The organism is Asaia sp. As-1742, from assembly GCF_011753235.1.
Lineage (GTDB): Bacteria > Pseudomonadota > Alphaproteobacteria > Acetobacterales > Acetobacteraceae > Asaia > Asaia bogorensis_B.
Genome location: NZ_VWWA01000007.1, coordinates 23,698 through 46,376 on the forward strand (window position 1 = coordinate 23,698; position 22,679 = coordinate 46,376).

Genomic DNA, 22,679 nt, shown 5'->3' on the forward strand with positions numbered 1-22,679 from the left:
CTGAACTGTCCCGACTGTTCTGCATGACGAGCCTTACAGCCCTCCCCAGAAGCTGTCGGCCTTACCCGACATACAGGGACATGACATTGCCCAACTTTCATCGGCATGTTCGGTCAAAGGCCCGGATGACCTGTGACGTTACAGCAGCCGTGGGGCAATCCGATCACGTCCAGCCCGGACGCCGGATCATCCCTCCATGAGAGAACCATGACACGTGCGACGAGTTGGGGGCCAGACGAAACAGACATATCTCATTATTTTGTTATCTATAACACATTTAACCGTAATGAGACCTGACGGACTTCCAGAATGCAACGGGCGACCCAAAAGATGCCATGAGCATGGCCTGCTGACGCTGATGCACAAGGCGTATCGTGGCACTTGCCCCTCAGCGCCGGTGAGAGACGATGCAGGGGCATCGGTAATCCGATGCGCTGTCCCCAAACCGATATTATCGTAACCTGATTTTTTCTGGATAGAGCGCTCTAATGAAACGGTGCGAAAAACCCCGAAAAAAGGGGCCTATACAAATCAGCGCCTATTTTCGGCCATAGTATTATCGTTCATAAGGGTGGTGATACCGGGAGCGTGATGCAAAACTTCCCCGGTATCGCCACCCTTAACGTTTGTTTCCAATTATTTCACACTCGGAAACTATACAATTATTTATTGTAGGGGCATATCCCATACCTTGGGCCCTGATGACTCATAGCGAGTAAACCAATATTCCATGCAGATCGCACTGTCTGGCGACGAGATCTGCTCAGGACAGGCCGGACAGAAATCCTGCCATGGCCCGCCGCGCTTTCGCCGCGTCACGTCCGAGCGCCATCAAGGCCGGTATCTGCCCTGGCTGTCGCCCGAGACTGGCAAGCAGTCGCAAGGGAGAGATACGCCCTCCGTCAAGCACATCCAGCGCTGCAGGCGGCAGATCACGTCTGGAATCATCACAGATCACGCGCAGCACGGCAAAAGGCAGGCCAGTACGCGCCACGAGGCCGCTCTCCATGTCGACAGCCAGGCAGCCTGTCTGGGCATGGTAGCTGTTTTTCTCGGTCGCGGTCGCAACAATCGTGTCGCTGTGCAAGATACCGCCATGCAGCACCCCGTCTCGCCCCACGCCCAATTGCCGTGAAAGCCCGGAATCGGTCTTGAGGCGCTGCCCGTCGACCATCACCCATTGCGGGATGATAATCGCTCCCGGCATCAGATCGGGCGCCAGACCCGCCGCGCAACCGAAAGACAGCAATTCCGTCGCCCCTGCGGCCAGCAGCCGATCGATCCCGCGCAGAGCGCCCTCACGCGTCGCCCCGCTGAGCGCAACGGGTGACTGCGGTACATGGGGCCTGATCAGGCGTGCTTCAGCCTCCAGCCCGGCCAACACACCCAGCATGTCAGAAACCGTGCTCGACGCGGCCTGAATTGCTCAGACCGAGATTACGGAAACGCGAAAGCGCCATGAGCGGGAAGAACTGCTTGTACCCGTGGTAACGCAGATAGAACACCTTGGGGAAACCGACCGCATTATAGGGCTGCTCTTCCCACTCACCCTGACCGTTCTGCTGGGCAACAAGATACGAAATCCCGCGCTTCACCGCCGGTGTCTCACGACGTCCGACGGCCATGAGCCCCAGAATGGCCCAGGCTGTCTGGGTCGGCAGGCTCTTGTCATATTCTCCCGGTGTCGCACCCTCGTATGAGGCGCAATCCTCACCCCAGCCGCCATCCTCACGCTGCACGCTCTCAAGCCAGGCAACAGCGCGTTCGACCGCAGGGTCGTCATGCGGCACACCTGCAATATTGAACGCACACAGGGTCGACCACGTGCCGTAGATGTAATTCGTGCCCCAGCGACCAAACCAGCAACCCTCCGGTTCCTGCTCGCGACGCAGATAGGCCAGACCCCGCTCGATCACCGTCCGGTCTTCCGGGAAACCCAGTTCACAGAGGAATGAAACGCATCGTGCCGAGACATCCGCTGTCGGGGGGTCGAGCAGAGCCCCGTGATCGGCAAAGGGAATATGATTGAGCGCATCGAGATCGTTGTCGATATCGAATGCACCCCATCCCCCATTGGTGCTCTGCATACCCACAATCCACTCGCGCGCGCGAGAGATGGCCTCCTGGTTTCCCTCGGGGTCCTCACGGTTCAGCAACATGCCGACAACGGCTGTGTCATCCACATCGGGATAATAGTCGTTTTCGTACTGAAACGCCCAGCCGCCGGGGCGCACATCCGGGCAGTTGATGGCCCAGTCACCCTTGACGTTCAGAATCTGGCGCTTGCGAAGCCAGTCCATGCTGCGCCTCAGCGCTTCACGCGTTTCCTTGGGGCGTGTCGCATCGGGACCCGATGATGCCTCGGCCAGCGCAAGACCCGAAAGCCCTGTATCCCACACAGGAGAGACGCAGGGCTGGCAATAGGTCTCATCACCATTGCTGACCAGCAATTCCTGGATGCCCTTCCAGGCGAGCTCCACGCGCGGGTCGTTATCGGGCACGCCCATGCCGCGATACATCATCACCACATTGGCCATGGCCGGGTAGATCGCGCCCAGGCCACCCTCACCGAGACGGGGCTCGATAAAGTCGAGTGCGACCTTGATGGCCTTCTTGCGCAAGGCCGCAGGAAAACGGGGCTCGATCGGTCGAAGCATGGTGTCCACTTTCTTGAACACATGCCCCCAGATCGAGCGGTAAGGCCCACGGATCCAGTCCTTCACCTCTTCGGGCGGGGTGATGAAAAGCTCCTGGATGTGGATATTGCGCGGGTTGATCGCACGCGGCTCGAGCGTGCGCAGAACGAGCATGGGCGCCACCACGCTGCGTGACCAGTACGACATGTTCCACATCGAGAAGAGTGCCGCCTTGGGCATCAGCATCAGCTCGACCGGCATGACCGGCGTGGCGCGCCAAGGCACTTCCCCGAACAACGCCATCTGGATACGGGTAAACACGTTGGCGCGCGCCGCGCCACCCCGGTCGAGAATGGCTTCGCGGGCGCGCTTCATGTGCGGCGCCTCGATATCATCACCAACCGCCTTGAGGGCAAAATAGGCTTTCACGGAAGCAGAGAGGTCAAACCCGCCATCGTGATAAAGCGCCCAGCCACCATGTGAGCCCTGGGTGCGCCGCAGGTAATTGCCGATACGGGCCTGCTTCTCATCATCGATACGATCGAGATAATGCTCGAGCAGCACATATTCAGCCGGGATCGTGGCATCGGCTTCCAGCTCGAACACCCAGTGGCCATCATCATTCTGCCGGTTCGACAGGGCGGCATGGGCTGAATCGATAGCCTGACGCACCTGGCCCATATCCGCCTCGGCCGGAATTTCGGCTTCGTGACGCTCCAGAACGTCGGAATAGATCAACATTGTCCGCCCTTGTCCTTTTCCCAGCTTGAATGTGTCGTTGATATGACAGATGCCCGTATCACAGTTTTCCGCGCAACAGACAGCATTGTCTGCATACAGGTGATCAGAGATCCAGAACCCTGATTGCCTCGACGCCTGAACGGATCGCCCCTTCAATGGTCGAAGGGAACCCTGTCTGTGTCCAGTCTCCGGCCAGAGCCAGATTGCCCAGTGCAGTACGGGCGACCGGCCGCATGCGGTCCTGCGCCGGTGTTGCGGCAAAAGTCGCCCGCTTCTCACAGACCAGCCGCACGGGCGGCACGGCCTCGGGGAGTCCCCCCGCCACAACGGGCCCGACAGACTGGCGGATCTCCGACCAGATTGTCGCAATCAGCGCCTCATTATCATGGGTCGCATAGCGATTCGCGGCACTTACGGTGACGGAAAGTATCTCTCCCTTGAGATAGATCCACTCCGCAATACCACCCACCAGCCCGACGAAACCGACCTCGCCCAGCATCCCTCGTGCCTGAACAGGCACGGGCAGCCGGTAATGCACGTTAATGATGCTTTCATAGGCATCGGGCGCCGTGAAACCGGGCAGATGCGGCCCGAGCAGGGTGCGTGCGACGGGTGAAGGGGCCGCAAATACCACCTTGTCTTCCGGCCCGAGCGCTACCGTTTCGCTGCCAATACGCAGTGCTGCGACACGGCCCTGTGCCACGTCGAGGCCAGAAACACGCGTACCACACCGAACCTCGCCCTGCAGGCGGGTCAAATGGGCGATGGCAGGATCAACAAAACTTTCGGAAAGCCCCTCGGCCGGATACCAGGGGCAACAGGCCTCGCCACCAAGAGCGAGCGTTTCGCGCATGATCGCGGCCAGCAGCGACGCGCTGGCGGTCTCCAGAGGTGTGTTCAGGGCCGAAATGGCGAAGGGCTCGACCAGCCGATGGGTCAGCATGCCCGTCCCCATGAAGGCACTGACCGTCTCATCCGGACCCGCCTTGAGAATACGGGCCAGCATGGACAGTTCGCCAAGCTTCATGCCCGGCACCCGACGCGCCCTGGAGAACGCCCAGAACGGAAACCGGCCACGCGACAGGCGCAGCGTCCAGCCAAGACCCGCCTCGAGGTCAAACCACGGGAATATCGGGGCTCGGGGTCCGGTAAGGGTCTTTTCCGCCCCGATCAGCCCGAGATACCGAAAACTCGCCTTGTTGGCGGACAGCAGCAGGTGATTGCCATTATCGATACGCGCATCGAGCGCCTTGTCGTGATAGGAGCGCGCCCGCCCGCCACAGGCTGGCCCCGCCTCGTAGACCGTCACGCCGGCACGACCGATCACATCGACTGCGGCAGAGAGACCGGCAAGCCCGCCTCCGATGATATGCACATGCGTCATGGGTCAGCGATAATAGGCAATGAGAGAGCGCAGGATACGGGCTGCCTTGCTGATTTTCACGGGCTGGTCCGGATGACGCCACCCGCGGCGCAGCAGGGCTGTCAGAATGGGGCGATAGGAGGCTGCCATGATGCGCGCGGGGCGCATGGCGACACCATCACATCGCTCCATCGCGCGTGTTGCTTCACGGAAATGATCCTTGGCGCGCGCGGCCAGGATACGGGCCAGCGGGTCGAGCCCGACGGCATACACCGCTTCTTGCGGGTCGGTCGGCACATTGTAACGCACGAGCAGTTCGCGCGGCAGGTAAAGGCGGCCGCGATCGGCATCTTCCTGAATATCACGCAGGATATTCGTCAGCTGCAGGGCACGCCCCAGATGATGCGCCACGCGATCCGCCTCAGGCGATGAATCACCAAAGACCCGAACGGACAAACGCCCGACGGCAGAGGCAACACGATCGCAATAAAGGTCGAGGGTTGCCTCATCGGGGGCGACGATCGGGCCTGCAGCATCCATGGCCATGCCATCGATCACCGCGGCAAAATCCTCCTTGCGCAGACCAAAGCGGGTGATTGTCGCAACCAGAGCCCTGTCCAGGGCATCGCGCGTCTCACCCTCATACAGGCGATCGATACGGGCATGCCATTCCTTCAGGGCCAGTGCGCGATCGGGCACCTGCACATCGCCATCGGCAATGTCATCAACCTCGCGGCAGAAGGCATAGACCGTGAACATGCCAAAACGCCTCTCGGCAGGCAGGATCTTCATGCCCTTGGCAAAAGATGTGCCAGCCCGGGTCACAATGGCACGGACGTGCTCAAGATCGGCCGTGGAACAGCCCAGCACCGCTTCCTGTTGAAACCCGCTCACCGCTTCATCCCTGTATCATCCAAGTGCAGCGCCTTTTACCTGCAAAAGGTTAAACAGCAAAATCCGTGCGGCCCGGGAGACGTTCAGTTCGCATCCCTTATCCCATCCTCCGGAGCCCAGCCCCATGTCCTTCTTCATCGCCAGACCACCCATCCGCCGACGCGCACGCGCCATGCTCGGGTTCACCCTTGTCATCTCGACCTCGCAGTTCGTGGCAGGTCAGTCCCACGCGCAGGAAACAGCTTCAGCCCACGCCGATCACCTGCTCAAGGCCGACCGCTCATGGAACGGCAAGCCCTATACGGCCTATCCCCCCGGTGCGCCGACGCTGAGCATGATACGTCTGACCATACCGCCTCACACGGCTCTACCCTGGCACACCCATCCGGTGCCCAATGCAGGCTATGTGCTGCAGGGCCAGCTCACGATCCAGGACAAGGCCAGCGGCGCCAGCCATGTGTTCCATCAGGGCGAGGCTTTTGCAGAGAGCGTGAACGATGCCCATCGTGGAGTCTCGGGCGACACAACAACAATCTTGATCCTCACCTACGCAGGCGGCAATAATCTTCCGACTTCCATCCCCCTCAAGGGGGAAAAGAACGAATACTGACCGGCAGGACGCAATTCCGTGTCGAAAATGATTTGACAAGCGAAACGAATAGCCGTCACCTTGCCGGTATCAAAGCCACCGGAGACACGCTCATGACCGCGCCCCTCACCCAGGAAGCCAAGGAAGATTTGCTCGAACGTGGATATTCACGTCGTCATTTTGGCCGCCTGACAAGCCTGCTCGGCATGAGCGCCGCCCTGACCCAGTTCGGCTCATCCGCCTTCGCCGCCATCAAGGCACCGGGTGATGATCCGTTCGTGGGCCACCCCGACATGATCCGCATCGACAGCAATGAGTGCTGGACCGGCCCGTTCCCGAGCGCCGTCACCGCCGGTCAGGCCCAGGTGCCTTTCGGCAACCGCTATGAGCCCGATCACCTGCGCTCCACCCTGCTGCGTACCGCCTCCTCCGTGGAGAACATTTCCGAAGAGCACATCCTGCCCTGGCCCGGGTCAAGCGATCCGCTCTGTCGATCGGTCGTGACCTTCTGCTCACCCGAACGCGGACTGGTCACGGCCAACCCGACCTATGAAGCAGCCTGGCGTACCGCCGACTGGATGAAGATCAAGCTGACGCGCGTGCCGCTCTCGGCCCATAACGGCTACGCCACCGATGTCCGCGCCATGCTCAAGGCCGACCCCAATGCAGGCGCCTATTACATCTGCTCGCCCAATAACCCGACCGGCACTGTCACCCCGCTGGAAGACATTGCCTGGCTGGCCGATAACAAGCCTGCTGGCTCCGTTATCATTGTCGACGAGGCCTATATCCATTTCTCGGGTGCGCCGAGCGCGATTTCTCTGGTGAAGCAGGGCAAGGACGTGATCGTTCTGCGCACCTTCTCCAAGATGTTCGCCATGGCTGGCCTGCGTCTGGGTCTCTCCTTCGCCCGTCCGGATCTGCACAAGCGCATGATGCGCTATGACGGCCCGAACATGATCTCCATGTTGAACATCGTGGCCCTCGCCGCTGGCGCTGTCAGCCTGACCCAGGCCGACGCGATCAAGGCGCGACGCGATGAAATGATCGCTGCCCGCAGCATGACCTTCGATCATCTGGCCAAGCGCAATATCCGTATCGTGCCCGGCAGCCAGGCCAACATGTTCCTCGTGGACTGGAAGAAGCCTGCTTCTCAGATGAAGGCGGCCTTCGCCGCCAAGAAGGTCGAAATCGGCCGTAACTGGGACATCTGGCCCACCATGTCGCGCGTCAGTGTCGGTTCCATGAAGGACATGGAAGCGTTCTGCGCCGCGCTCGACCAGATCCTGGCCTGAAGTGTTTCCTCATGGGGCCCTGCCCCATGAGCCTGCTGGAGAATCATCTCCACAAACGCTTGGTCGAGAAACCGGGATGCAGGGGCAAGTCCCCTTCCGGGATGCGGGGCAAAGCCCCGCCTCACCGCGAAAAACCCATACTTTTCATAAGCTGCACCCCTGCCCCCTTCGAAGGACAGGCGTCATGTGCAACGCCGCCTGGTAAAGCCAGAGCGACTTACTCCCCGGCAAGCCGCACCGGCATGATACCGTCTAGCGAATCAGGGCCAGCACCCCACGCAAAAGCGCCTGCAAGGCATCAACGCGGCCCAGCTTGACGCGCCCTGCTACCGGATCTTCCCGGCGCAGACGTGCGGCGAGACGATGCGAGAGCGTGACGACCACAGCGCAATAAGCCCGCATGCGACGATTACGCACCAGACCCGGCAGAGCCGCTGCCTGTCGATTGAGATGATCGACCTCGTCCAGCAGATGATCGAACACACGACGCAGCCCCGGCTTGCTGCGCGCCAGCAGAACATTCTCCACCTTGGCCCCCTCCGCCGTCAGCATGTCCTGCGGCAGATAGGAGCGATCAAGCGTCTTCAGATCCGCCGTTACATCCTGCAGATGATTGATCACCTGAAGGGCGCTGCACAGCGCATCCGACAAGGGTAGCGTCTCCGCGCGCTCGCCGTGCAGCAGCAACAGAAAACGCCCCACCGGATTGGCCGAGAACCGGCAGTAACCGAGCAGCTCATCCCAGCTCTGATAGCGGTTCTTCACAGCATCCTGACAGAATGCCGTGATCAGGTCTGTGGCTGTCTCCAGCGGCACATTTGTCTGGAGCAGATGACGGCGCAGAACAACGGCCGTCTGGGCATCTGCCCGCTGGGGCGCCTCACGCTCACCACGGACCACCTCTTCCATGCCACGCAAGCGAGCGATCTTGGCTTCGGAAGAAAGCTGCTCGTTATCGACCATATCGTCGATAACCCGTGCGAAATTATAGTAGGCCGTAACATGCGCCCTGTTGCCCTTGGCAAACAGAAGCGACCCGACAGGAAAATTCTCGTCAGCCGCGCCCTTGGCCGAAGTCACATCGGCTTCACCCCATACGGGATCAACCTGTTTGCCGATCGCATTCATCAGGCATGTGTCTCCTCGGTATAGAAACGACTTTTCCATTGCACGCCCCGACCACGATGATGGTCGACGGCCGATCCAAGGGTCGCGGCCATATAAAAGGCAGCAACGACTGGCAAGGCCAGAGCACGGACTGGCGAAAGCTTGAAACGCGACAATGTGGGCAGGAAGGAGATCACGGCCAGAAAGAGCGACGCGCCCCCCATGACCCTGACACGCCCGCGACCAAACAGGGCAAAATAGACGGGCGCCAGCCAGACCAGCGTCATCCCCAGCACAGTGCAAAGCAGAATGATCGGGGAATAACGCAGCTGCACATAGGCCGTGCGCGCAATCATGCGCCAGATATCCCCAGCCCCCCGATAGGGTCGGATCGACCATGCCAGCATGCTGTGACCCAGATACAACTTGCCACCCGCCTTCTTGATATCGGCAGCCAGCGAGCAGTCATCGATCAGTGCGCCACGTACCGACTCGACTCCGCCAATGCGCTCAAGCATGGACCGACGGACAAGTATCGTCCCGCCTGCAGCCCCCGCCACCGGCGAGGCCGGGTCGTTCACCTTCTCGAAAGGGTAGAGCATCGCAAAGAAATAGACGAAGGCTGGCACAAGCAGTCGTTCTGCCGCGCTTTCACAGTTCAGCACGACCATTTCAGACACCATGTCGAGGCCGTCGCGCTCCGCCTTTTCCACCAGTGTCTCGAGATGAAGGGCGGAGTGAAGGATATCGGCGTCTGTCAGCAGCACGAACCCGTTGGAATCGATTTTTTCACGGGCCAGACATTCACCCTGATGCACGGCCCAAAGCTTCCCGCTCCATCCCTCAGGACGTGCCTTGCCTGTAAGTACGGTAAGACGTGCATGAGGATCAGCCACCTGACGCGCGAGATCGCCCGTGCCATCGGTACTGCCGTCATCCACGACAATAACACTCAGCTTGCCCTGATAGTCCTGCTGCACCAGCGTCGCTACACAGGCCTGAATCGATTCAGCCTCATCTCGGGCAGGCACGACAATGGCCACATCGGGCCAGATTTTCTCACCGGATTTCAGTCCCGTCGTTCCGGTCCCAGGCGCAAGACGTTCTCCGGTACGCCAGAAGCGCCCATGCCCGAAAAGCAGTTTACCCCATGCCGCCAGAGCCGAGGCTGCCATGAAATGTCTGATCATTTGGTGGCAATCCGTCCATGTTCACGAAACCACGTGATTGCATCAGCCACCGCCTCACGCGCCGGACGTGGCGCATAGCCAAGCGTCTCCTGGGCCTTGAGCGAGGTGAAGAACATCATCTTCTTTGACATGGCCAGGGTCTCTCGCGTCACACGGGGTTCGATACCAAAACCTCGCGCCATCCATTCGGATACGACAGCGACTGGCTGCAGCCATGACTGCTTGAGCTTGATCCGAGGCGGTTTGACACAGGCGACCTCGCCAATAAGGGCGAAAAGATCGCCCAGCATATAGTTTTCGCCGCCGAGGATATATTTTTCGCCAATCACGCCCTTTTCGAGCGCCAGCGCATGACCCTCCGCCACGTCATCCACATGCACGATATTCAGGCCACTATCGACATAGGCCGGCATGTTGCCCGAAGCGACATCCACGATCATCTGTCCGGTGGGCGTGGGCTTGATGTCACGCGGTCCAACCGGGGTGGAAGGGTTCACGATCACGGCAGGCAGACCGCGCTCGCGCACGAGCTTCAGCACTTCCTGCTCGGCGCGATATTTGGAGAGCTTATACACGCCGATCACATCGTGCTCGGTCACCGGCGTCAGCTCATTGGCCGGGCTGCCATCCTTCGTCAGCCCCAGCGCCGCTACGGACGAGCAATAGACCACCCGCTCGATCCCGGCATCGAGCGCCGCCATCATGAGCCGCCTCGTACCTTCGACATTGGCCCGCATCATCACAGCCGGATCCGGCACCCAAAGGCGATAATCCGCCGCCACATGAAAGAGGTAGCGGCAGTTTTCCAGCGCCGGTCCGAAGCTCTCGGGGGCCGTCAGGTCGCCAATCACCAGATCGGCATCGAGCCCCTCAAGGTTGGAGAGATCGGCCCCGGCACGGACCATCAATCTGATACGATGGCCCCGTTGCTTGAGAATACGCGCCACTGCCGAGCCAACAAAGCCGGTCGCGCCGGTAATCAGCGTGTATTCACCCATGATAGGCCCTGATGCTCTCATTTATTGCAAATCGATACCGCACCATACCGCTCGCGCAAGGACAAGCAACCTGCGCCTGATGGCTTTTTCGTCATATTGAGCCGCCCAGTAGCGAAAACTGACTGTCTGGTGTAGACAGCCGCGAGCACTCGACAGCGCACATACTCGCAAATTGCCGCAGGAGCTTTGTCCAACCTCCCGCATTGCCGGGCCTGTTCCTGGCCAGACAATGCGCCTCCGCAACCCTGCGACGTTCGGAACCGACTGGCCTTGAAAACACTCACCCTTGTTCTTGCCCTTATGGGCCTTGCCCTTCTTACGGGAATCATGGCCTGGCTTGGCATCGGTCATGTTTTCAGCGCCATGCAGCGTATCGGCATCGGGGGCTTTGCGTCCATCGTCGGTGGTCAGGCGCTGGTTGATATCGGTCTTGGCATTGCCTGGTTCAGTGCCTGTCCCGAGCTCGGGCTCTTTCGCGCCATTGCCTCACGCGCCGTGCGTGACGCTGCCGGGAACTGCCTGCCCTTCTCCCAGCTTGGCGGTATGGTGATTGGAATACGCGCCACATGCAGCATTCCTACCCTCACCCGTAGACTCGGCCCGCTACAGTGGCCTGCCGCTGTCGCCACCAATATCGTGGATATCACGACCGAAGTGCTGGGTCAGATCGTGTTCGTGATCATCGCCCTCGCCTGCCTGTTCGACCATGCGGGCACCAACAAGTTCACCTGGCCTGTTCTGGGCGGCATGGCGCTTCTCGCGCTCGGCATCGCCGGGTTCATCTGGACACAGCAGCGTGGCGGGGCTGCCATCCATTATGCCGCCCGCTTTCTGGGCCGTCATATTGCCGATGGCTGGCGCACCTCGCTGATCGACAACATGGACAATTTCCAGGCCGAACTCGATCAGCTCTGGTCACGCCCCGGTCGCATTGCCCTAGGTGCCACCATCCACCTTCTCTGCTGGCTCGGCGGGGCTGCCATCACCTGGCTCTCCCTCGAATTGCTGGGTGCCCATATCGGTGTTGTCGGCGCCATCGCCATTGAGGGTGTCGTTTGCGGCCTCATGTCCGCCTCGTTTCTCGTGCCAGCCGCTCTTGGCGTTCAGGAAGCCGCCTATGTTGCGCTCGGCTATTTCTTCGGCGTCGATGCTGAAATTTCACTGGGCCTGTCGCTGCTGCGTCGTGGCCGTGACATCGCCATCGGTATCCCCGTCATGGCCTTGTGGCAGCTGTCCGAAATGCGCCGCCTGCGTCAGCCCAAGCGCCCGACATCCGCCGATACGACCCTCGATTACGCTGACACATCCTCACGGAGCGAAGCCTCATGACCACGCCCTTGTTCGAGACGCTCTGCGTCATCGGTCCCGGTCTGATCGGCTCCTCCGTCCTGCGCCGGCTACGCGAGCGTCCCGGTCTGGTCAATCGCCTCGTCGTCGCCGATCGTGACCCCGCAGTGCTCGATCGGGTACGCGCCCTCGATCTCGGAGACGAGATCACAGCCGATCTCGCCAAGGCCGTCGCTGATGCCGATTGCGTTATGCTCTGCGTACCCGTCGGGGCTATCGCCCCGGTGGCCGAGACCATCATGCCCCACCTCAAGGCGGGCGCGATCCTGACCGATGTCGGCTCGACGCGCCGCAGCGTGGTTGACGCCCTGACACCCCATCTGCGCGACGATATTGCCTATATCCCGGCCCACCCCATGGCCGGTACCGAACATTCAGGCCCGGATGCCGGCTTTGCCAGCCTGTTTGAGGATCGCTGGTGCCTCCTGACACCGGACCCCCACGCCCCGCAGACCGACATCGACCGTCTTGCGGCTTTCTGGCGTGAAATGGGGGCCCGTATCCGGATCATGGATGTCGATCATCACGACACGATCTGCGCGATGGTCAGCCACCTGCCCCATCTGATCGCCTTCACCATCTGCGGCACTGCCGATACGCTGGCAGAAGACATGCGTGCCGAAGTGCTGGACTTCGCCGCCTCGGGCTTTCGCGATTTCACCCGTATCGCCGCCTCAGACCCGACCATGTGGCGTGACATCTTCCTGAACAACAGCGACGCCCTGCTGAGCGTTCTGGACCGTTTCAGCCAGGACGCCGCCGCCATGGCCAAGGCCATTCGCGAAGGCGACGAAAAAACCATCGTCGACACGATTTCACGCGGTCGACGCATCCGACGTTCCCTGCTCGAAAATCGTCAGGCCTGAGCTTCTACCTGCTGGCAAGTTATAGGGAATGGTGGGTCTTAGTCATGGGGCGCTGCCCCATACCCCACCAAAGGACGGTCGTCCTTTGGAAACCTGTTTGAAGAAATCAGGCCCTGAGGGGGAGTGGCTCTTATCGGCATGCGGGACAATGTCACCGCAGGAATGTTAAGCTTGTACATTTGGCAGTCGTGGGGCTTTGCCCCACACGCCACGGAAGGACACTCATCCTTCGGGAGTCTACCTGTACCAATCGGGATACAGGGATTGCGCCCTGTCCCGGGCGCGGGGCAGAGCCCCGCACCTGACCCTGATCAGATCGTGACAACACGCAGGGTGTTGGTCGAACCCTGCTGCCCGAAGGGAAGGCCGACGAGCAGAACCAGCTTGTCGCCCTTCTCGGCATAGCCTTCGGAGACGGCCAGACCGACCGCCTGATCGACCACGCCTTCAACACCGTAGACCGGCGTTTCCTGACCCACGGACATGGCGCGTACGCCCCAGACCATGTTCAGACGACGTGCGGTTTCATCATCCGGCGTCAGCGCCAGAACCGGACAATCGGCGCGCTCACGGGCAATCTGCAGGGCGCCACGGCCGCTCTGCGTATAAACCACGATCACGGCAGCCGAGACCGACTGGGCAACATGCCAGGCAGCTTCAGCAATAGCACCGCCGGTTGTGCCGTCGCTGTCAGGGCGAAGGGCCTCTTCCTGCATGCGCCATTCGAGATCGTTCTCGACGCGACGCGTCACACGGGCCATCACCTCGACGGCTTCGCGCGGATACTTGCCCGCAGCGCTCTCGGCCGAAAGCATTACGGCATCGGTGCCGTCGAACACCGCGTTCGAGACGTCAGATACCTCAGCGCGCGTCGGCGTGGGCGAGGTGATCATGCTTTCCAGCATCTGCGTGGCCACGATCACCGGCTTGCCCTGGAAGCGCGCTTCACGAATGGCGCGCTTCTGCTCGATGGGCACTTCCTCGGCGGGGAGTTCGACACCAAGGTCGCCACGCGCCACCATCACAGCGTCAGAAAGCGCGATGATGTCGCTCAGACGCTCCATGGCCTGCGGCTTTTCGAGCTTGGTCATGATCCAGGCGCGACCCTTGGCAATGTCCTTGGCTTCCTGCACGTCCTCGGGGCGCTGCACGAAGGAAAGAGCCACGTATTCGACACCAAGGTCGAGCGCGAAGGTGAAGTCCTTGTGGTCCTTCTCGGTCAGGGCCGGGATGGGCAGCACAACGTCAGGCACGTTCACGCCCTTGCGCTCTGACAGCCAGCCACCGACTTCGACTTCGGTCTCCATATGCGTTTCGTCGCAGGAGATCACGCGCAGACGCATCTTGCCGTCATCGAGCAGCAGGCGGCTGCCGGGCTCGGCGGCGCGCATGATCTCGGGGTGCGGCAGACAGGCGCGACGGGCATCACCCGGCGTACGATCCAGATCCAGACGGAAGCGTGCACCTTCAATCAGTTCCACCTTGCCATCGGCAAAGGTGCCAACGCGCAGCTTGGGGCCCTGCATGTCGGCCAAAATGGCCAGCGGGCGACCAAGTTCGGCTTCAACATCACGGATGGTGGCGTGACGCTTGGCATGGTCTTCATGCGAACCATGCGAGAAGTTCAGGCGAAACACGTCAGCCCCGGCCAGCGCCAGGGTACGGATCATCTCATGCGTGGAGGAGGCCGGGCCGAGGGTCGCAACGATCTTCGTGCGGCGCTGTTCGGCCTCTTTCTTCACTCCCGTACCCTGCGCCGAAGCTGCTTGAGGTGAGGACGTCATACTGATCTCCGATCCATTTGCTGCACGTTGCATATCATAGCTTCAGCTAGGCTGAAGCGTCTCTCCTGGCAACAGCCCCCAGAACACACGTCTGGGAAGCCATCCCGTATAGCCCTTGACCACCACCTTGCACCATGTTGACCCCTGGGGGCACAGCTTGAGCGTGCCTACTGTCCCGGGTTGCAACACAGCCACGACAGCGCTGTTTTCATCGGACTGGCTATAGAGCAGCGTATCGCCCTGGCGCTGGCGTGCCTCGGTCTCGTTCGGCACATAGCCCAGCACGCGGGCATCGGCCTTGCCAATCACATCGCCTGATTTGGCCGAGGCCTCACCCACCGCAGCGGCATGACCCTCGGGTGGTTGTCCCGGAATCACGAAAGTGCGTTGTCCGACGAGCGTCGCCTGATGGACCCAGCCCTTCATACCGTCCGAATCCTCGATCAGACGCCAGACATCGAACTCGCGCTCGACCTCAACCGGCAGACCGCGGCGATGATAGACCCATTCGATCGGATAGCGCTGACCTGGCCCCTTGCGCATGAACACCTTGTCGGCACGCATTGCGGCGAAGCGCGGCAAGGGCAGACCCGTATTGGTTCCCTTGTCCTGCGGCGGTGCATCGGGCGCTGCGGCAGCCGCTGCAGCCGCATCGTCGGTGGCAGGTGGCGTGGCAGGCTGGGCGGCGGCAGTCGCCGCACCCGCCACAGCGGCACCGGCAGCGATACCTGCGGCCGTGCGCACATGATGCTTGCCCACGTGATGCGCACGAGCCGACCGGGCTTCCTCCGCCGCACGTGCGGCCTTGCGCTTCTTGCGGCTGCCCGCAGTCGTCCCGTCTGTCGCCTTTGCCGCGGTCGCTTTCGTTTTACCATGATGGGCAGAAGCACCGTGTGCTGAGCTCTTGCCACTGGCGGAAGCTGAAGCCGTGCCATGTTTGTGATGGTGAGTCGCGTGTTTGGTCGTCTGGGGCGCGGCTTCTGCCTGTACGCCAAGCGGCAGCAGAATCGCCAGCCCGATGCCGTAGACGATGCGGAATGTCTTCATGGGTGCATGGGTGCCAAGTTGTGGCGTTCGGGGCAAGAGGGGGGCCGCTTCACAGGCTCAGAATCTGGGCATTGATCGTGCGTTCCAGAAACGTCGTCACACCACAGATACGCACACTGGGGCACAGATCGGCCTGCGTCAGACCTGAGGCCTTCATACCGGCTTCGCAGGCCAGTACCTCACCGCCCAGCTCGAAAATGGCGGAACGCAGCGTTTCGAAGCCAGCAACCCCGCGCGACTGAAACACCTGATCGAGCCCCACGTCGTCGAGCGAGGACCAGTCCCGGCATAACGCCGCAACACTCAGCCCCCCACTGAACAGGACAACCTCACGCCCCAGAGCCAGAGCCCCAGCTGCGAGCACAAAAGCGTGATGAGCACGTTCGAACGAGCGATCCGCAAGCGTAATGCCCATGACACGCATCATACGCCCTCACTCTCGCTCTCGGCCCCTGCCCCTCGGCCACAGCATGGACAGTCGGGGTCGGCTGGGAGATCGAAACTGCGAAAACTCGCCTCCAACGCGTGCCAGATGAGAACACGACCGCTCATGCTGCGCCCAAGACTCAGGATTTCCTTCAGGGCCTCGGTCGCCATCAACGTGCCGATCACCCCCGTAACAGCGCCGAAAATGCCCGCCTGACCGCAGCTCAGCGCCGCGTTTTCATCGGCATCGGGATAAAGGCAACGATAGCAGGGGCCACCACGATGGGGCGCAAAGGTGGAAAGGCTTCCCTCAAAGCGCTGCACAGCGCCCGAAACGAGCGTTTTGCCAAAGGCATGACAGCAATCAGCCACCGCGTATCGCGTTGTGAAGTTGTCACTACCGTCACAAACAAGGTCGTACTGGCTGACAAGTGAGGGCAGATTATCGGCACCCACGCGCAGGCCATGCGGTACGACCTCAATACCCGGATTGAGTCCGCCGAGCCTTTCCGCCGCCTGCTCGGCCTTACCGCTCCCGATATCCTGCGTGGAAAACAGGATCTGCCGTTGCAGATTGCTCAGCTCCACCCTGTCATCATCCACCAGCCCGATGCGACCGACACCCGCCGCTGCGAGATAAAAAGACAGCGGACTGCCGAGCCCCCCTGCACCGATCACGAGCACTGACGAGTCGCGCAGCTTTGCCTGCCCTGATGCGCCCACTTCGGGCAGCAGGATATGGCGTGAATAGCGGTGCAGTTCCTCGTCGGTGAAGGTCAGATCAGACAAGATGGGCGACATTGCGAAGAGGGAATCCGGGCTGGAAAGAAAACTTCATCGGCTTTCAGGATTTAGATGACAAAAGCCTGCGTGATCCCATAGCATAGTGATGTTCAGTGAAGAAAACAGAGGCATCTGCCATTCGGAACCAGGCTTGTTACCGGCTTGATCGATAAAGGCACGCATAGGCTGCGTGTTCACGTCCCTTTCGCCAGTTGCAGAGAAAAGAAATGAGAGACCCCGCAGGATTGCCCCCGGCAGGAATGCCCGTAGAACTCGCAACGTTCCCGGACAGGCTGTCATGGCCATCCAGCAGGAAGCTGCCTCATATTGCGGGCGCCCTGATGGTTGCCCTTGTCTGCATCTATGCGCTCTCGCCTTATCTGGCGCTCTGGTCGCTTTCCTCTGCCCTGCGCACGCATGACACGACGACCCTTGCCCAGCATATCGACTGGAGTGCGCTGACAACCAGCCTGAAAACCGAGGCGATCGATGCGCTGATCGGACCACCGCCAGCAGCTGACGATCTGCCTGATTTCGGCTCATCCTTTGCAACCAGCGCTGTCTCGCATGCGATCGATACACGCCTCACGCCTGAGCTGCTGATGACCTTCGCCTCCCAGATGGTCACAGGACACCAGCCTGCGGCTTCCCTGAGCATGAGCCAGCTTTACAGCAGGCTCTCGGCTCATTTCGTCTCGCCGCTGCGCTTCGAGGCCGGGCTCGTCACGACCCCTGGTCAGAAACCAGCCATCGTGCACATGAAGTTCGAGCAGTGGCACTGGAAGATCACGCAGCTGGATCTTCCGAAGGCGGCCTGATCTCCGCCCTGAACCCGAGCCTGGAGGCAAGCCATGCGAAGGGTTGGGAGCGGTACGTATTATATCAGCGGCTTATCAACCCCTCGGTCGAAACCCCAGCCCGAGGCGACGCAGAATACGAGCGACCGCGTAGGGCACCACAAGCATCCTGCGTGATTTCTGCTTCAGACAAAGCTGATACAGACGCAGCTTGAGACGATCTTCCAGGCGCAAGCGGGTGTTGGCTGCCATGAGCGAGGCGAAAGTGTCGAGCATCCCGACCAGTTCGTCGCTGTATTGAGCCATACGTTTTTCATGCTCATAGCGGGCAAAATAGATTGATTTGAAAGCCTCACCGGCGATCAGATTGCAGAAACGCGGGAAAATCAGATCACGCACATAGACACTGCGCCGTTCAGAGTCCGAGTCGAACATACTGCAGAGCTTGCTGATATAGCGCATCCGGCTACGGCTCATCCGAATGCTGTACGAGGTGCTGTTCTTGTTGATGCACCAGACCGTCACAGCCTGAGGAAAAAAGTAGTTTGTGTAGCCTTCGCGGAAAATCCTGAGGAAAAGGTCATCATCCTCATACCCCATGAATTGCGGATCAAAGCCCCCTACAGCCTCGAATGCCACGCGGCTGATGATGGAGGCTGAGGGGAGAACATGCATGTCCCGCTCAAGGAGATCCTCAATCGAAATCTTGGGATGCTTGCTGTAGCGCGCGGCAATAGAGGTGGCGACAATGTGCCCTTCCTCATCGGCTTCCATCAGTTCGCCATAGGCCCAACCAAAATGAGGGTCTTCTTCCCGCACCTGCTCAAGCAGCAACTCGATATGATTCTTGAGAAAAAAATCGTCCTGATCGAGGAAGCATATATAGGCCGACGTCGTTAGAGAGACGCCGAAATTGCGCGCGCTCCCCTGACCGCCATTCTCCTTGCGATGCACCACAACCCCGGCACGTTCGGCGATCTCCGCCAGGGCCGCAGTCTCAGCCTCATTCGATCCGTCATCAATGATCAGGAACTCATCAGGGGCAATCGTTTGTGAGAGGACGCTCTGTATGGCGCGCTCGATATATCTCGCACCGTTATAGAAAGGGATAATGACGGCAACAGAACTCAGCCTTGCATCGGCCATGGGTAAACGATCCTCTCACGCCAGGCTTATGCAACGGGACGCCACCTGCTCGATGACACAAGGCCTGACAAGGCTTTCCAGATGCAGGCACGCCATCACACCTGCGCATCCGTCACAGAGGCCATGATGGTGCCACCCTCGTCGGGAGCCCCGCTCCCGCTTCTATGAAACACTTCTGGTAATGTGGACGGGGACAGAGGCCAAACTGAGGCACAGATAAAGATATACCCTGCCGTGTCCGGGCCACACTGCCTCGGGCACAACCTGCGGCCAGGATCCGGCGTCCATGAGCCACGCATATAGTATAGTGTCACATTCCGGGGCCGGGAGCCTTACGCGTTGCGGGTTCGCACCTGATAAAGCACGCGGCACCCGGCCGTGAGCCCTGATCAGGCCGGGGGAAGGTCTTCCTCAAGCACGGTGATGTGAATGGCATAGGAGACCTCGCCCTCATCATCGTCGCGATGCACAGTACCAATGACCTCGCCATTAACAGCCAGTTCGACCGTATGACCCGCCCGTGCCGGGGCATTGACGGTCAGATGCGAAGCACCGAGCAACCGACGGAGGGTCGTTTGCAGACGGGACAGTTCTGAAGCGGAAATAACAGACATGATAACTCCTGGGGTTTGGCAGGTTGTGCGATCTGTAGAACATCCCGCCCCCCGGCGAAACCACCTTTGCTCGGTCTTGGGATTCGGTCAGCAGGCCACGATCCTGCCATGATTGGACGGCAGGCTTCACGCCTTCGTCATTGATCCGGCACCTTCAGGACAGGGGGACCTATGCGCCACGCCTTCTCTGCTCTTGCACTCTTTGCCCTGACATCAGTCGGATTGGGTCATGCCGCCACGATTCCTGCCCATTTTGGTTCCGCACTCTCACGGCGGATTTCCAGCGACGGCCCCAGAGCTGTGGCATGGTCCCTTACGCTCAATCACGACTGGACCAAGGTTGAGCAGAACATAGCAACAAATGATCCGGCGCTGAGCTCGGCCACATTGAGGGCATTGCTGGATTACACGCCCCGTTTCGAACGATCTGCCATGCAGCACGCCCTGCGCATGCGAATGCAGACTGATGCTCTCGCCGGGCTGGCAGTCTTGTCGCCCGTTTCGCACAGCCCCTATTCAGGGCGCGCCATATGCGGTGCCGGAGAAGCACGCTGGAAGCACCAGGTGGCTCCCATGATCACGGCAACGCATGACATCGTCTATGCCTTGCAACGCGAGGCATGTTTAAATGCGTTAAGGTTACATTCCGGGCGTTGAATCGCGTGGCGTGAGCAGGCACACAGAACTTCTTCCCTCAAGTTCTGTTGTCATAACGAAACCCTTCCGGGTTCCTTGCTCCCTTTTCGCATCGAGGAAAATCTTTGACTTCCACCCTGCGTCTCGCCCTCGGCGTTCTCCCGCTCGTGGGCCTCACTGGCTGCGGCTATTTCGACTCTCGCGAAGCCCACAGGGCACAGCTTGCCATGATCGGCATGACATCGAACGACCTTCAGGCCTGTGCCGGTATTCCGGCATCAACCAAGACCCTGAACGACACCACGCAGATCTATCAGTATACTGCGACCATGAACCTGCCCACGGCAAGTGATTCAACGATCATCCCGGTTCAACAACTCTTGAACATGACCCAGGTCACCCTCGGTGGAGCAGGCACGACCTGCAAGGCGATCATCCGTCTTGATCATGACCGGGTCTCCGAGGTCCATTACGCCGGTGATGATGATGAGATCATCGGCTCCGACGGTATCTGTTCGATCATCACCCGTGGGTGCGCCAGACAGCCCGAGGCCAGCATGCGCAAGGTCAGCGGTGGTCCATTCGGGCCAGTTTCCGCCTTCCACTCCCCTGCGGCGCCTAACCAGAGCACGACTGCGACCTACAACAAGCAGTCCGGCGAGACCGTGCCGAACTACACCGACAAATCGAAGCCGGTTATCGTACCACGGCCCTGAACAGCGCTCCGGTCGCGATTTCCTGCTTCATGCGGGCAATTGCGGCGGGCAAGCCGCTGAAGATTGCCTCTCCAATCAGGAAATGTCCGATGTTGAGCTCTTTCAGCCCGGGCAGACCCGCCACCCGTCCCACATTGGCGTAAGTGAGCCCATGACCGGCATGAAGCTCCAGCCCGTTCGCCGTGGCAGCCTGCGCGCCCGCAAAAAGCCTCCGGAACTCTGCCTCGCCGTCGTCATGGGCATAAGCGCCGGTATGGAGTTCCACCACCTGTCCACCGATTGCGGCCGCAGCCTCGATCTGGACAGGGTCAGGGTCCACGAAAAGCGAGACACGGATACCGGCGTCTTTGAGCCTCGCCACCTTGCCGCGTAGATCATTCATCTGGCCTGCCACGTCGAGGCCGCCTTCGGTCGTCACTTCCTCGCGTCGCTCGGGCACAAGACAACAGGCATGAGGGCGCAAGGCGCAGGCCATACCAACCATTTCTTCCGTCGCGCCCATCTCGAAATTGAGCGGCACAGTCAGTTCACGACGTAGCCTCTGCATATCGTCATCACGTATGTGGCGCCGGTCCTCGCGCAGATGGGCCGTAATACCGTCAGCGCCATGCATGGCTGCCAGCAGGGCTGCCCCGACCGGATCGGGATGCGTGCCACCCCGGGCATTACGTACGGTCGCCACGTGATCGATATTCACGCCAAGTCGTATCATGGTCTTTTTTCCTTGCCTGAGGCACGTCTCGCGCCAAGGTCGCGCGCAAGACGCAAGGCTGAAAGCAGGCTCGTCGGATCGGCCCTGTTTTTACCTGCAATCGCAAAGGCTGTCCCGTGGTCGGGCGATGTCCTGACAATGGGCAGGCCCAGTGTCACATTCACACCGCTGGCCATGTCGAGCGTCTTGAGCGGTATCAGCGCCTGATCGTGATACATGCACAGCGCCGCGTCATAGAGTGGCCGTGCAAGATCCGTGAAAAGCGTATCGGGCGGATACGGGCCGCTGGCATCAATGCCAGATTCGCGCAGAATCCTGATGGCCGGTTCAATCATGACCTGCTCTTCCAGGCCCATCACACCGCCCTCGCCCGCATGAGGATTCAGGCCAGCCACGGCGATACGTGGCGCCTCAAACCCGAAGTCACGGCGCAAAGCCCGGGCAAGTGCCTTGCCAACCTGCACGATTTTATCCGTCGTCAGACTGTCCAGCGCCTCGCGCAGGCTGACATGCACCGTGACCGGCACCACACGCAGCTGTGGCGAGGCCAGCATCATGATTTCCTCACCCGGCACGCCGCAGAGCGAGGCCAGGAATTCGGTATGACCCGGAAAGCCGAAACCGGCAGCTTTCAGCACCGCCTTGCTGATCGGGTTGGTCACGACGGCGCTGACACGCCCCTCCAGCGCCAGCCGGGTTGCGCGCTCGATCGAGGCGATCACCTGACCTGCCATTGCGGAATCGGGCTGGCCCGGCACAACAGGGCCGGGAAGATACACGGGCAGAACAGGCAGGGCATGGGCGAACACCGCCTCTGCCTGCTCGGCTTCGTCCACGATCTGCGTGGGGATCCCCTCGATCAGGGCCGGATCACCGATCCACACAAACCCTTCGCCCTGTGTCCTGAGCTGCTCCCAGGCCTTGACGGTCAGTTCTGGGCCGATCCCGGCGGGATCGCCCATGGTGAGTGCAGGCAGCATCATGCCCCCTCA

At 60.6% G+C, this 22,679-nt stretch carries 22 protein-coding genes; 7 read left to right on the plus strand and 15 right to left on the minus strand.

The genetic code is table 11. The features are described 5' to 3' along the window. Positions 1–763: 763 nt before the first annotated feature. The 4 genes from F3J08_RS11430 to hpnD all read right to left on the minus strand — a co-directional run bounded on the left by F3J08_RS11430 (position 764) and on the right by hpnD (position 5,634). Positions 764–1,393, minus strand: a complete 630-nt coding sequence (locus F3J08_RS11430) for a hypothetical protein (RefSeq protein ID WP_166930066.1) — start codon at positions 1,391–1,393, stop codon at positions 764–766. A 1-nt stretch (position 1,394) separates the two neighbouring features. Next, a complete protein-coding gene (shc, locus tag F3J08_RS11435; RefSeq protein ID WP_240149321.1) occupies positions 1,395–3,317 on the minus strand; it encodes a squalene--hopene cyclase in 1,923 nt (640 codons plus the stop codon). Between the two features lie 163 nt (positions 3,318–3,480). After that, positions 3,481–4,761, minus strand: coding sequence for a hydroxysqualene dehydroxylase HpnE (hpnE, locus tag F3J08_RS11440; RefSeq protein WP_166930069.1), 1,281 nt, complete (start codon positions 4,759–4,761; stop codon positions 3,481–3,483). A gap of 3 nt (positions 4,762–4,764) precedes the next feature. Beyond that, positions 4,765–5,634: a presqualene diphosphate synthase HpnD gene (gene hpnD / locus F3J08_RS11445; protein ID WP_370458720.1), complete on the minus strand. Its 870-nt coding sequence runs from the start codon at positions 5,632–5,634 to the stop codon at positions 4,765–4,767. 172 nt (positions 5,635–5,806) lie between these two features. On the opposite strand from hpnD, the gene F3J08_RS11450 reads away from it, so the two are divergent. Together F3J08_RS11450 and F3J08_RS11455 are read left to right on the plus strand one after the other, a co-directional pair. Then, positions 5,807–6,244 (plus strand): cupin domain-containing protein, encoded by a 438-nt coding sequence (locus F3J08_RS11450; protein ID WP_166930195.1) that lies wholly within the window; start codon positions 5,807–5,809, stop codon positions 6,242–6,244. Positions 6,245–6,336: 92 nt separating this feature from the next. Next, complete coding sequence (locus F3J08_RS11455) at positions 6,337–7,518, plus strand: pyridoxal phosphate-dependent aminotransferase (RefSeq protein WP_166930070.1); 1,182 nt, start codon at positions 6,337–6,339, stop codon at positions 7,516–7,518. A gap of 252 nt (positions 7,519–7,770) precedes the next feature. Here F3J08_RS11455 and hpnC read toward each other — a convergent pair whose 3' ends face one another. Genes hpnC through hpnA form a run of 3 tightly spaced genes read right to left on the minus strand, consistent with a single transcriptional unit; the run spans position 7,771 to position 10,813 of the window. Beyond that, positions 7,771–8,646 (minus strand): squalene synthase HpnC, encoded by an 876-nt coding sequence (gene hpnC / locus F3J08_RS11460; RefSeq protein WP_166930072.1) that lies wholly within the window; start codon positions 8,644–8,646, stop codon positions 7,771–7,773. After that, positions 8,646–9,815 carry a glycosyltransferase gene (locus F3J08_RS11465; protein ID WP_166930073.1) on the minus strand — a complete coding sequence of 390 codons (1,170 nt, stop codon included), beginning with the start codon at positions 9,813–9,815 and terminating at the stop codon, positions 8,646–8,648. The genes hpnC and F3J08_RS11465 overlap by 1 nt, the downstream gene beginning before the upstream one ends. Beyond that, positions 9,812–10,813 (minus strand): hopanoid-associated sugar epimerase, encoded by a 1,002-nt coding sequence (gene hpnA, locus F3J08_RS11470; protein ID WP_166930075.1) that lies wholly within the window; start codon positions 10,811–10,813, stop codon positions 9,812–9,814. Before hpnA ends, F3J08_RS11465 begins: the two co-directional genes overlap by 4 nt. 270 nt (positions 10,814–11,083) lie before the next feature. On the opposite strand from hpnA, the gene F3J08_RS11475 reads away from it, so the two are divergent. Continuing rightward, on the plus strand, positions 11,084–12,142 hold the full coding sequence (locus F3J08_RS11475) for a lysylphosphatidylglycerol synthase domain-containing protein (RefSeq protein WP_023979840.1): 1,059 nt from the start codon (positions 11,084–11,086) through the stop codon (positions 12,140–12,142). Further along, positions 12,139–13,026, plus strand: a complete 888-nt coding sequence (locus F3J08_RS11480) for a prephenate dehydrogenase/arogenate dehydrogenase family protein (RefSeq protein ID WP_122040496.1) — start codon at positions 12,139–12,141, stop codon at positions 13,024–13,026. The genes F3J08_RS11475 and F3J08_RS11480 overlap by 4 nt, the downstream gene beginning before the upstream one ends. Before the next feature lie 311 nt (positions 13,027–13,337). Here the strand turns inward: F3J08_RS11480 and pyk are convergent, their stop codons facing one another. Genes pyk through F3J08_RS11500 form a run of 4 tightly spaced genes read right to left on the minus strand, consistent with a single transcriptional unit; the run spans position 13,338 to position 17,084 of the window. Then, positions 13,338–14,810, minus strand: coding sequence for a pyruvate kinase (gene pyk, locus F3J08_RS11485; RefSeq protein ID WP_083511014.1), 1,473 nt, complete (start codon positions 14,808–14,810; stop codon positions 13,338–13,340). A 42-nt stretch (positions 14,811–14,852) separates the two neighbouring features. After that, complete coding sequence (locus tag F3J08_RS11490; protein ID WP_166930076.1) at positions 14,853–15,857, minus strand: SH3 domain-containing protein; 1,005 nt, start codon at positions 15,855–15,857, stop codon at positions 14,853–14,855. Positions 15,858–15,906: 49 nt separating this feature from the next. Further along, positions 15,907–16,284 (minus strand): hypothetical protein, encoded by a 378-nt coding sequence (locus tag F3J08_RS11495; protein ID WP_166930078.1) that lies wholly within the window; start codon positions 16,282–16,284, stop codon positions 15,907–15,909. Continuing rightward, complete coding sequence (locus F3J08_RS11500; RefSeq protein WP_166930079.1) at positions 16,281–17,084, minus strand: HesA/MoeB/ThiF family protein; 804 nt, start codon at positions 17,082–17,084, stop codon at positions 16,281–16,283. Before F3J08_RS11500 ends, F3J08_RS11495 begins: the two co-directional genes overlap by 4 nt. Before the next feature lie 242 nt (positions 17,085–17,326). Between F3J08_RS11500 and F3J08_RS11505 the strand changes: the two genes are divergently transcribed. Next, complete coding sequence (locus F3J08_RS11505) at positions 17,327–17,884, plus strand: DUF2939 domain-containing protein (protein ID WP_162922354.1); 558 nt, start codon at positions 17,327–17,329, stop codon at positions 17,882–17,884. Positions 17,885–17,959: 75 nt separating this feature from the next. Here the strand turns inward: F3J08_RS11505 and F3J08_RS11510 are convergent, their stop codons facing one another. Both F3J08_RS11510 and F3J08_RS11515 read right to left on the minus strand, forming a co-directional pair. Beyond that, the gene (locus F3J08_RS11510; protein WP_166930081.1) at positions 17,960–19,009 is read right to left on the minus strand and encodes a glycosyltransferase family 2 protein; all 1,050 of its coding nucleotides are present in this window, start codon (positions 19,007–19,009) and stop codon (positions 17,960–17,962) included. 389 nt (positions 19,010–19,398) lie between these two features. Continuing rightward, positions 19,399–19,623 carry a DUF3126 family protein gene (locus F3J08_RS11515; protein ID WP_122040501.1) on the minus strand — a complete coding sequence of 75 codons (225 nt, stop codon included), beginning with the start codon at positions 19,621–19,623 and terminating at the stop codon, positions 19,399–19,401. A 171-nt stretch (positions 19,624–19,794) separates the two neighbouring features. Between F3J08_RS11515 and F3J08_RS11520 the strand changes: the two genes are divergently transcribed. Continuing rightward, positions 19,795–20,280, plus strand: a complete 486-nt coding sequence (locus tag F3J08_RS11520) for a hypothetical protein (RefSeq protein WP_166930083.1) — start codon at positions 19,795–19,797, stop codon at positions 20,278–20,280. 104 nt (positions 20,281–20,384) lie between these two features. Beyond that, positions 20,385–20,975, plus strand: a complete 591-nt coding sequence (locus F3J08_RS11525) for a hypothetical protein (protein WP_062165442.1) — start codon at positions 20,385–20,387, stop codon at positions 20,973–20,975. On the opposite strand, the gene F3J08_RS11530 is transcribed toward F3J08_RS11525, so the two are convergent. Beyond that, positions 20,956–21,687, minus strand: a complete 732-nt coding sequence (locus F3J08_RS11530) for a pyridoxine 5'-phosphate synthase (RefSeq protein ID WP_166930084.1) — start codon at positions 21,685–21,687, stop codon at positions 20,956–20,958. The genes F3J08_RS11525 and F3J08_RS11530 overlap by 20 nt on opposite strands. Further along, entirely contained in the window at positions 21,684–22,670 is a 987-nt protein-coding gene (gene pdxA, locus F3J08_RS11535) for a 4-hydroxythreonine-4-phosphate dehydrogenase PdxA (protein WP_166930086.1), read from the minus strand. Before pdxA ends, F3J08_RS11530 begins: the two co-directional genes overlap by 4 nt. Positions 22,671–22,679: the final 9 nt, after the last annotated feature.

What these genes read in the sequence shown, in the direction of transcription:
- pdxA (WP_166930086.1), bottom strand. Translation starts at nt 22,670, where the DNA reads ATGATGCTGCCTGCACTCACCATGGGCGATCCCGCCGGGATCGGCCCA.
- shc (WP_240149321.1), bottom strand. Translation starts at nt 3,317, where the DNA reads ATGGGCCAGGTGCGTCAGGCTATCGATTCAGCCCATGCCGCCCTGTCG.
- F3J08_RS11455 (WP_166930070.1), top strand. Translation starts at nt 6,337, where the DNA reads ATGACCGCGCCCCTCACCCAGGAAGCCAAGGAAGATTTGCTCGAACGT.
- F3J08_RS11430 (WP_166930066.1), bottom strand. Translation starts at nt 1,393, where the DNA reads ATGCTGGGTGTGTTGGCCGGGCTGGAGGCTGAAGCACGCCTGATCAGG.
- hpnE (WP_166930069.1), bottom strand. Translation starts at nt 4,761, where the DNA reads ATGACGCATGTGCATATCATCGGAGGCGGGCTTGCCGGTCTCTCTGCC.
- F3J08_RS11505 (WP_162922354.1), top strand. Translation starts at nt 17,327, where the DNA reads ATGCCCGTAGAACTCGCAACGTTCCCGGACAGGCTGTCATGGCCATCC.
- F3J08_RS11490 (WP_166930076.1), bottom strand. Translation starts at nt 15,857, where the DNA reads ATGAAGACATTCCGCATCGTCTACGGCATCGGGCTGGCGATTCTGCTG.
- F3J08_RS11480 (WP_122040496.1), top strand. Translation starts at nt 12,139, where the DNA reads ATGACCACGCCCTTGTTCGAGACGCTCTGCGTCATCGGTCCCGGTCTG.
- F3J08_RS11500 (WP_166930079.1), bottom strand. Translation starts at nt 17,084, where the DNA reads ATGTCGCCCATCTTGTCTGATCTGACCTTCACCGACGAGGAACTGCAC.
- hpnA (WP_166930075.1), bottom strand. Translation starts at nt 10,813, where the DNA reads ATGGGTGAATACACGCTGATTACCGGCGCGACCGGCTTTGTTGGCTCG.
- hpnC (WP_166930072.1), bottom strand. Translation starts at nt 8,646, where the DNA reads ATGAATGCGATCGGCAAACAGGTTGATCCCGTATGGGGTGAAGCCGAT.
- F3J08_RS11495 (WP_166930078.1), bottom strand. Translation starts at nt 16,284, where the DNA reads ATGATGCGTGTCATGGGCATTACGCTTGCGGATCGCTCGTTCGAACGT.
- F3J08_RS11450 (WP_166930195.1), top strand. Translation starts at nt 5,807, where the DNA reads ATGCTCGGGTTCACCCTTGTCATCTCGACCTCGCAGTTCGTGGCAGGT.
- F3J08_RS11530 (WP_166930084.1), bottom strand. Translation starts at nt 21,687, where the DNA reads ATGATACGACTTGGCGTGAATATCGATCACGTGGCGACCGTACGTAAT.
- F3J08_RS11465 (WP_166930073.1), bottom strand. Translation starts at nt 9,815, where the DNA reads ATGATCAGACATTTCATGGCAGCCTCGGCTCTGGCGGCATGGGGTAAA.
- F3J08_RS11515 (WP_122040501.1), bottom strand. Translation starts at nt 19,623, where the DNA reads ATGTCTGTTATTTCCGCTTCAGAACTGTCCCGTCTGCAAACGACCCTC.
- F3J08_RS11520 (WP_166930083.1), top strand. Translation starts at nt 19,795, where the DNA reads ATGCGCCACGCCTTCTCTGCTCTTGCACTCTTTGCCCTGACATCAGTC.
- F3J08_RS11510 (WP_166930081.1), bottom strand. Translation starts at nt 19,009, where the DNA reads ATGGCCGATGCAAGGCTGAGTTCTGTTGCCGTCATTATCCCTTTCTAT.
- pyk (WP_083511014.1), bottom strand. Translation starts at nt 14,810, where the DNA reads ATGACGTCCTCACCTCAAGCAGCTTCGGCGCAGGGTACGGGAGTGAAG.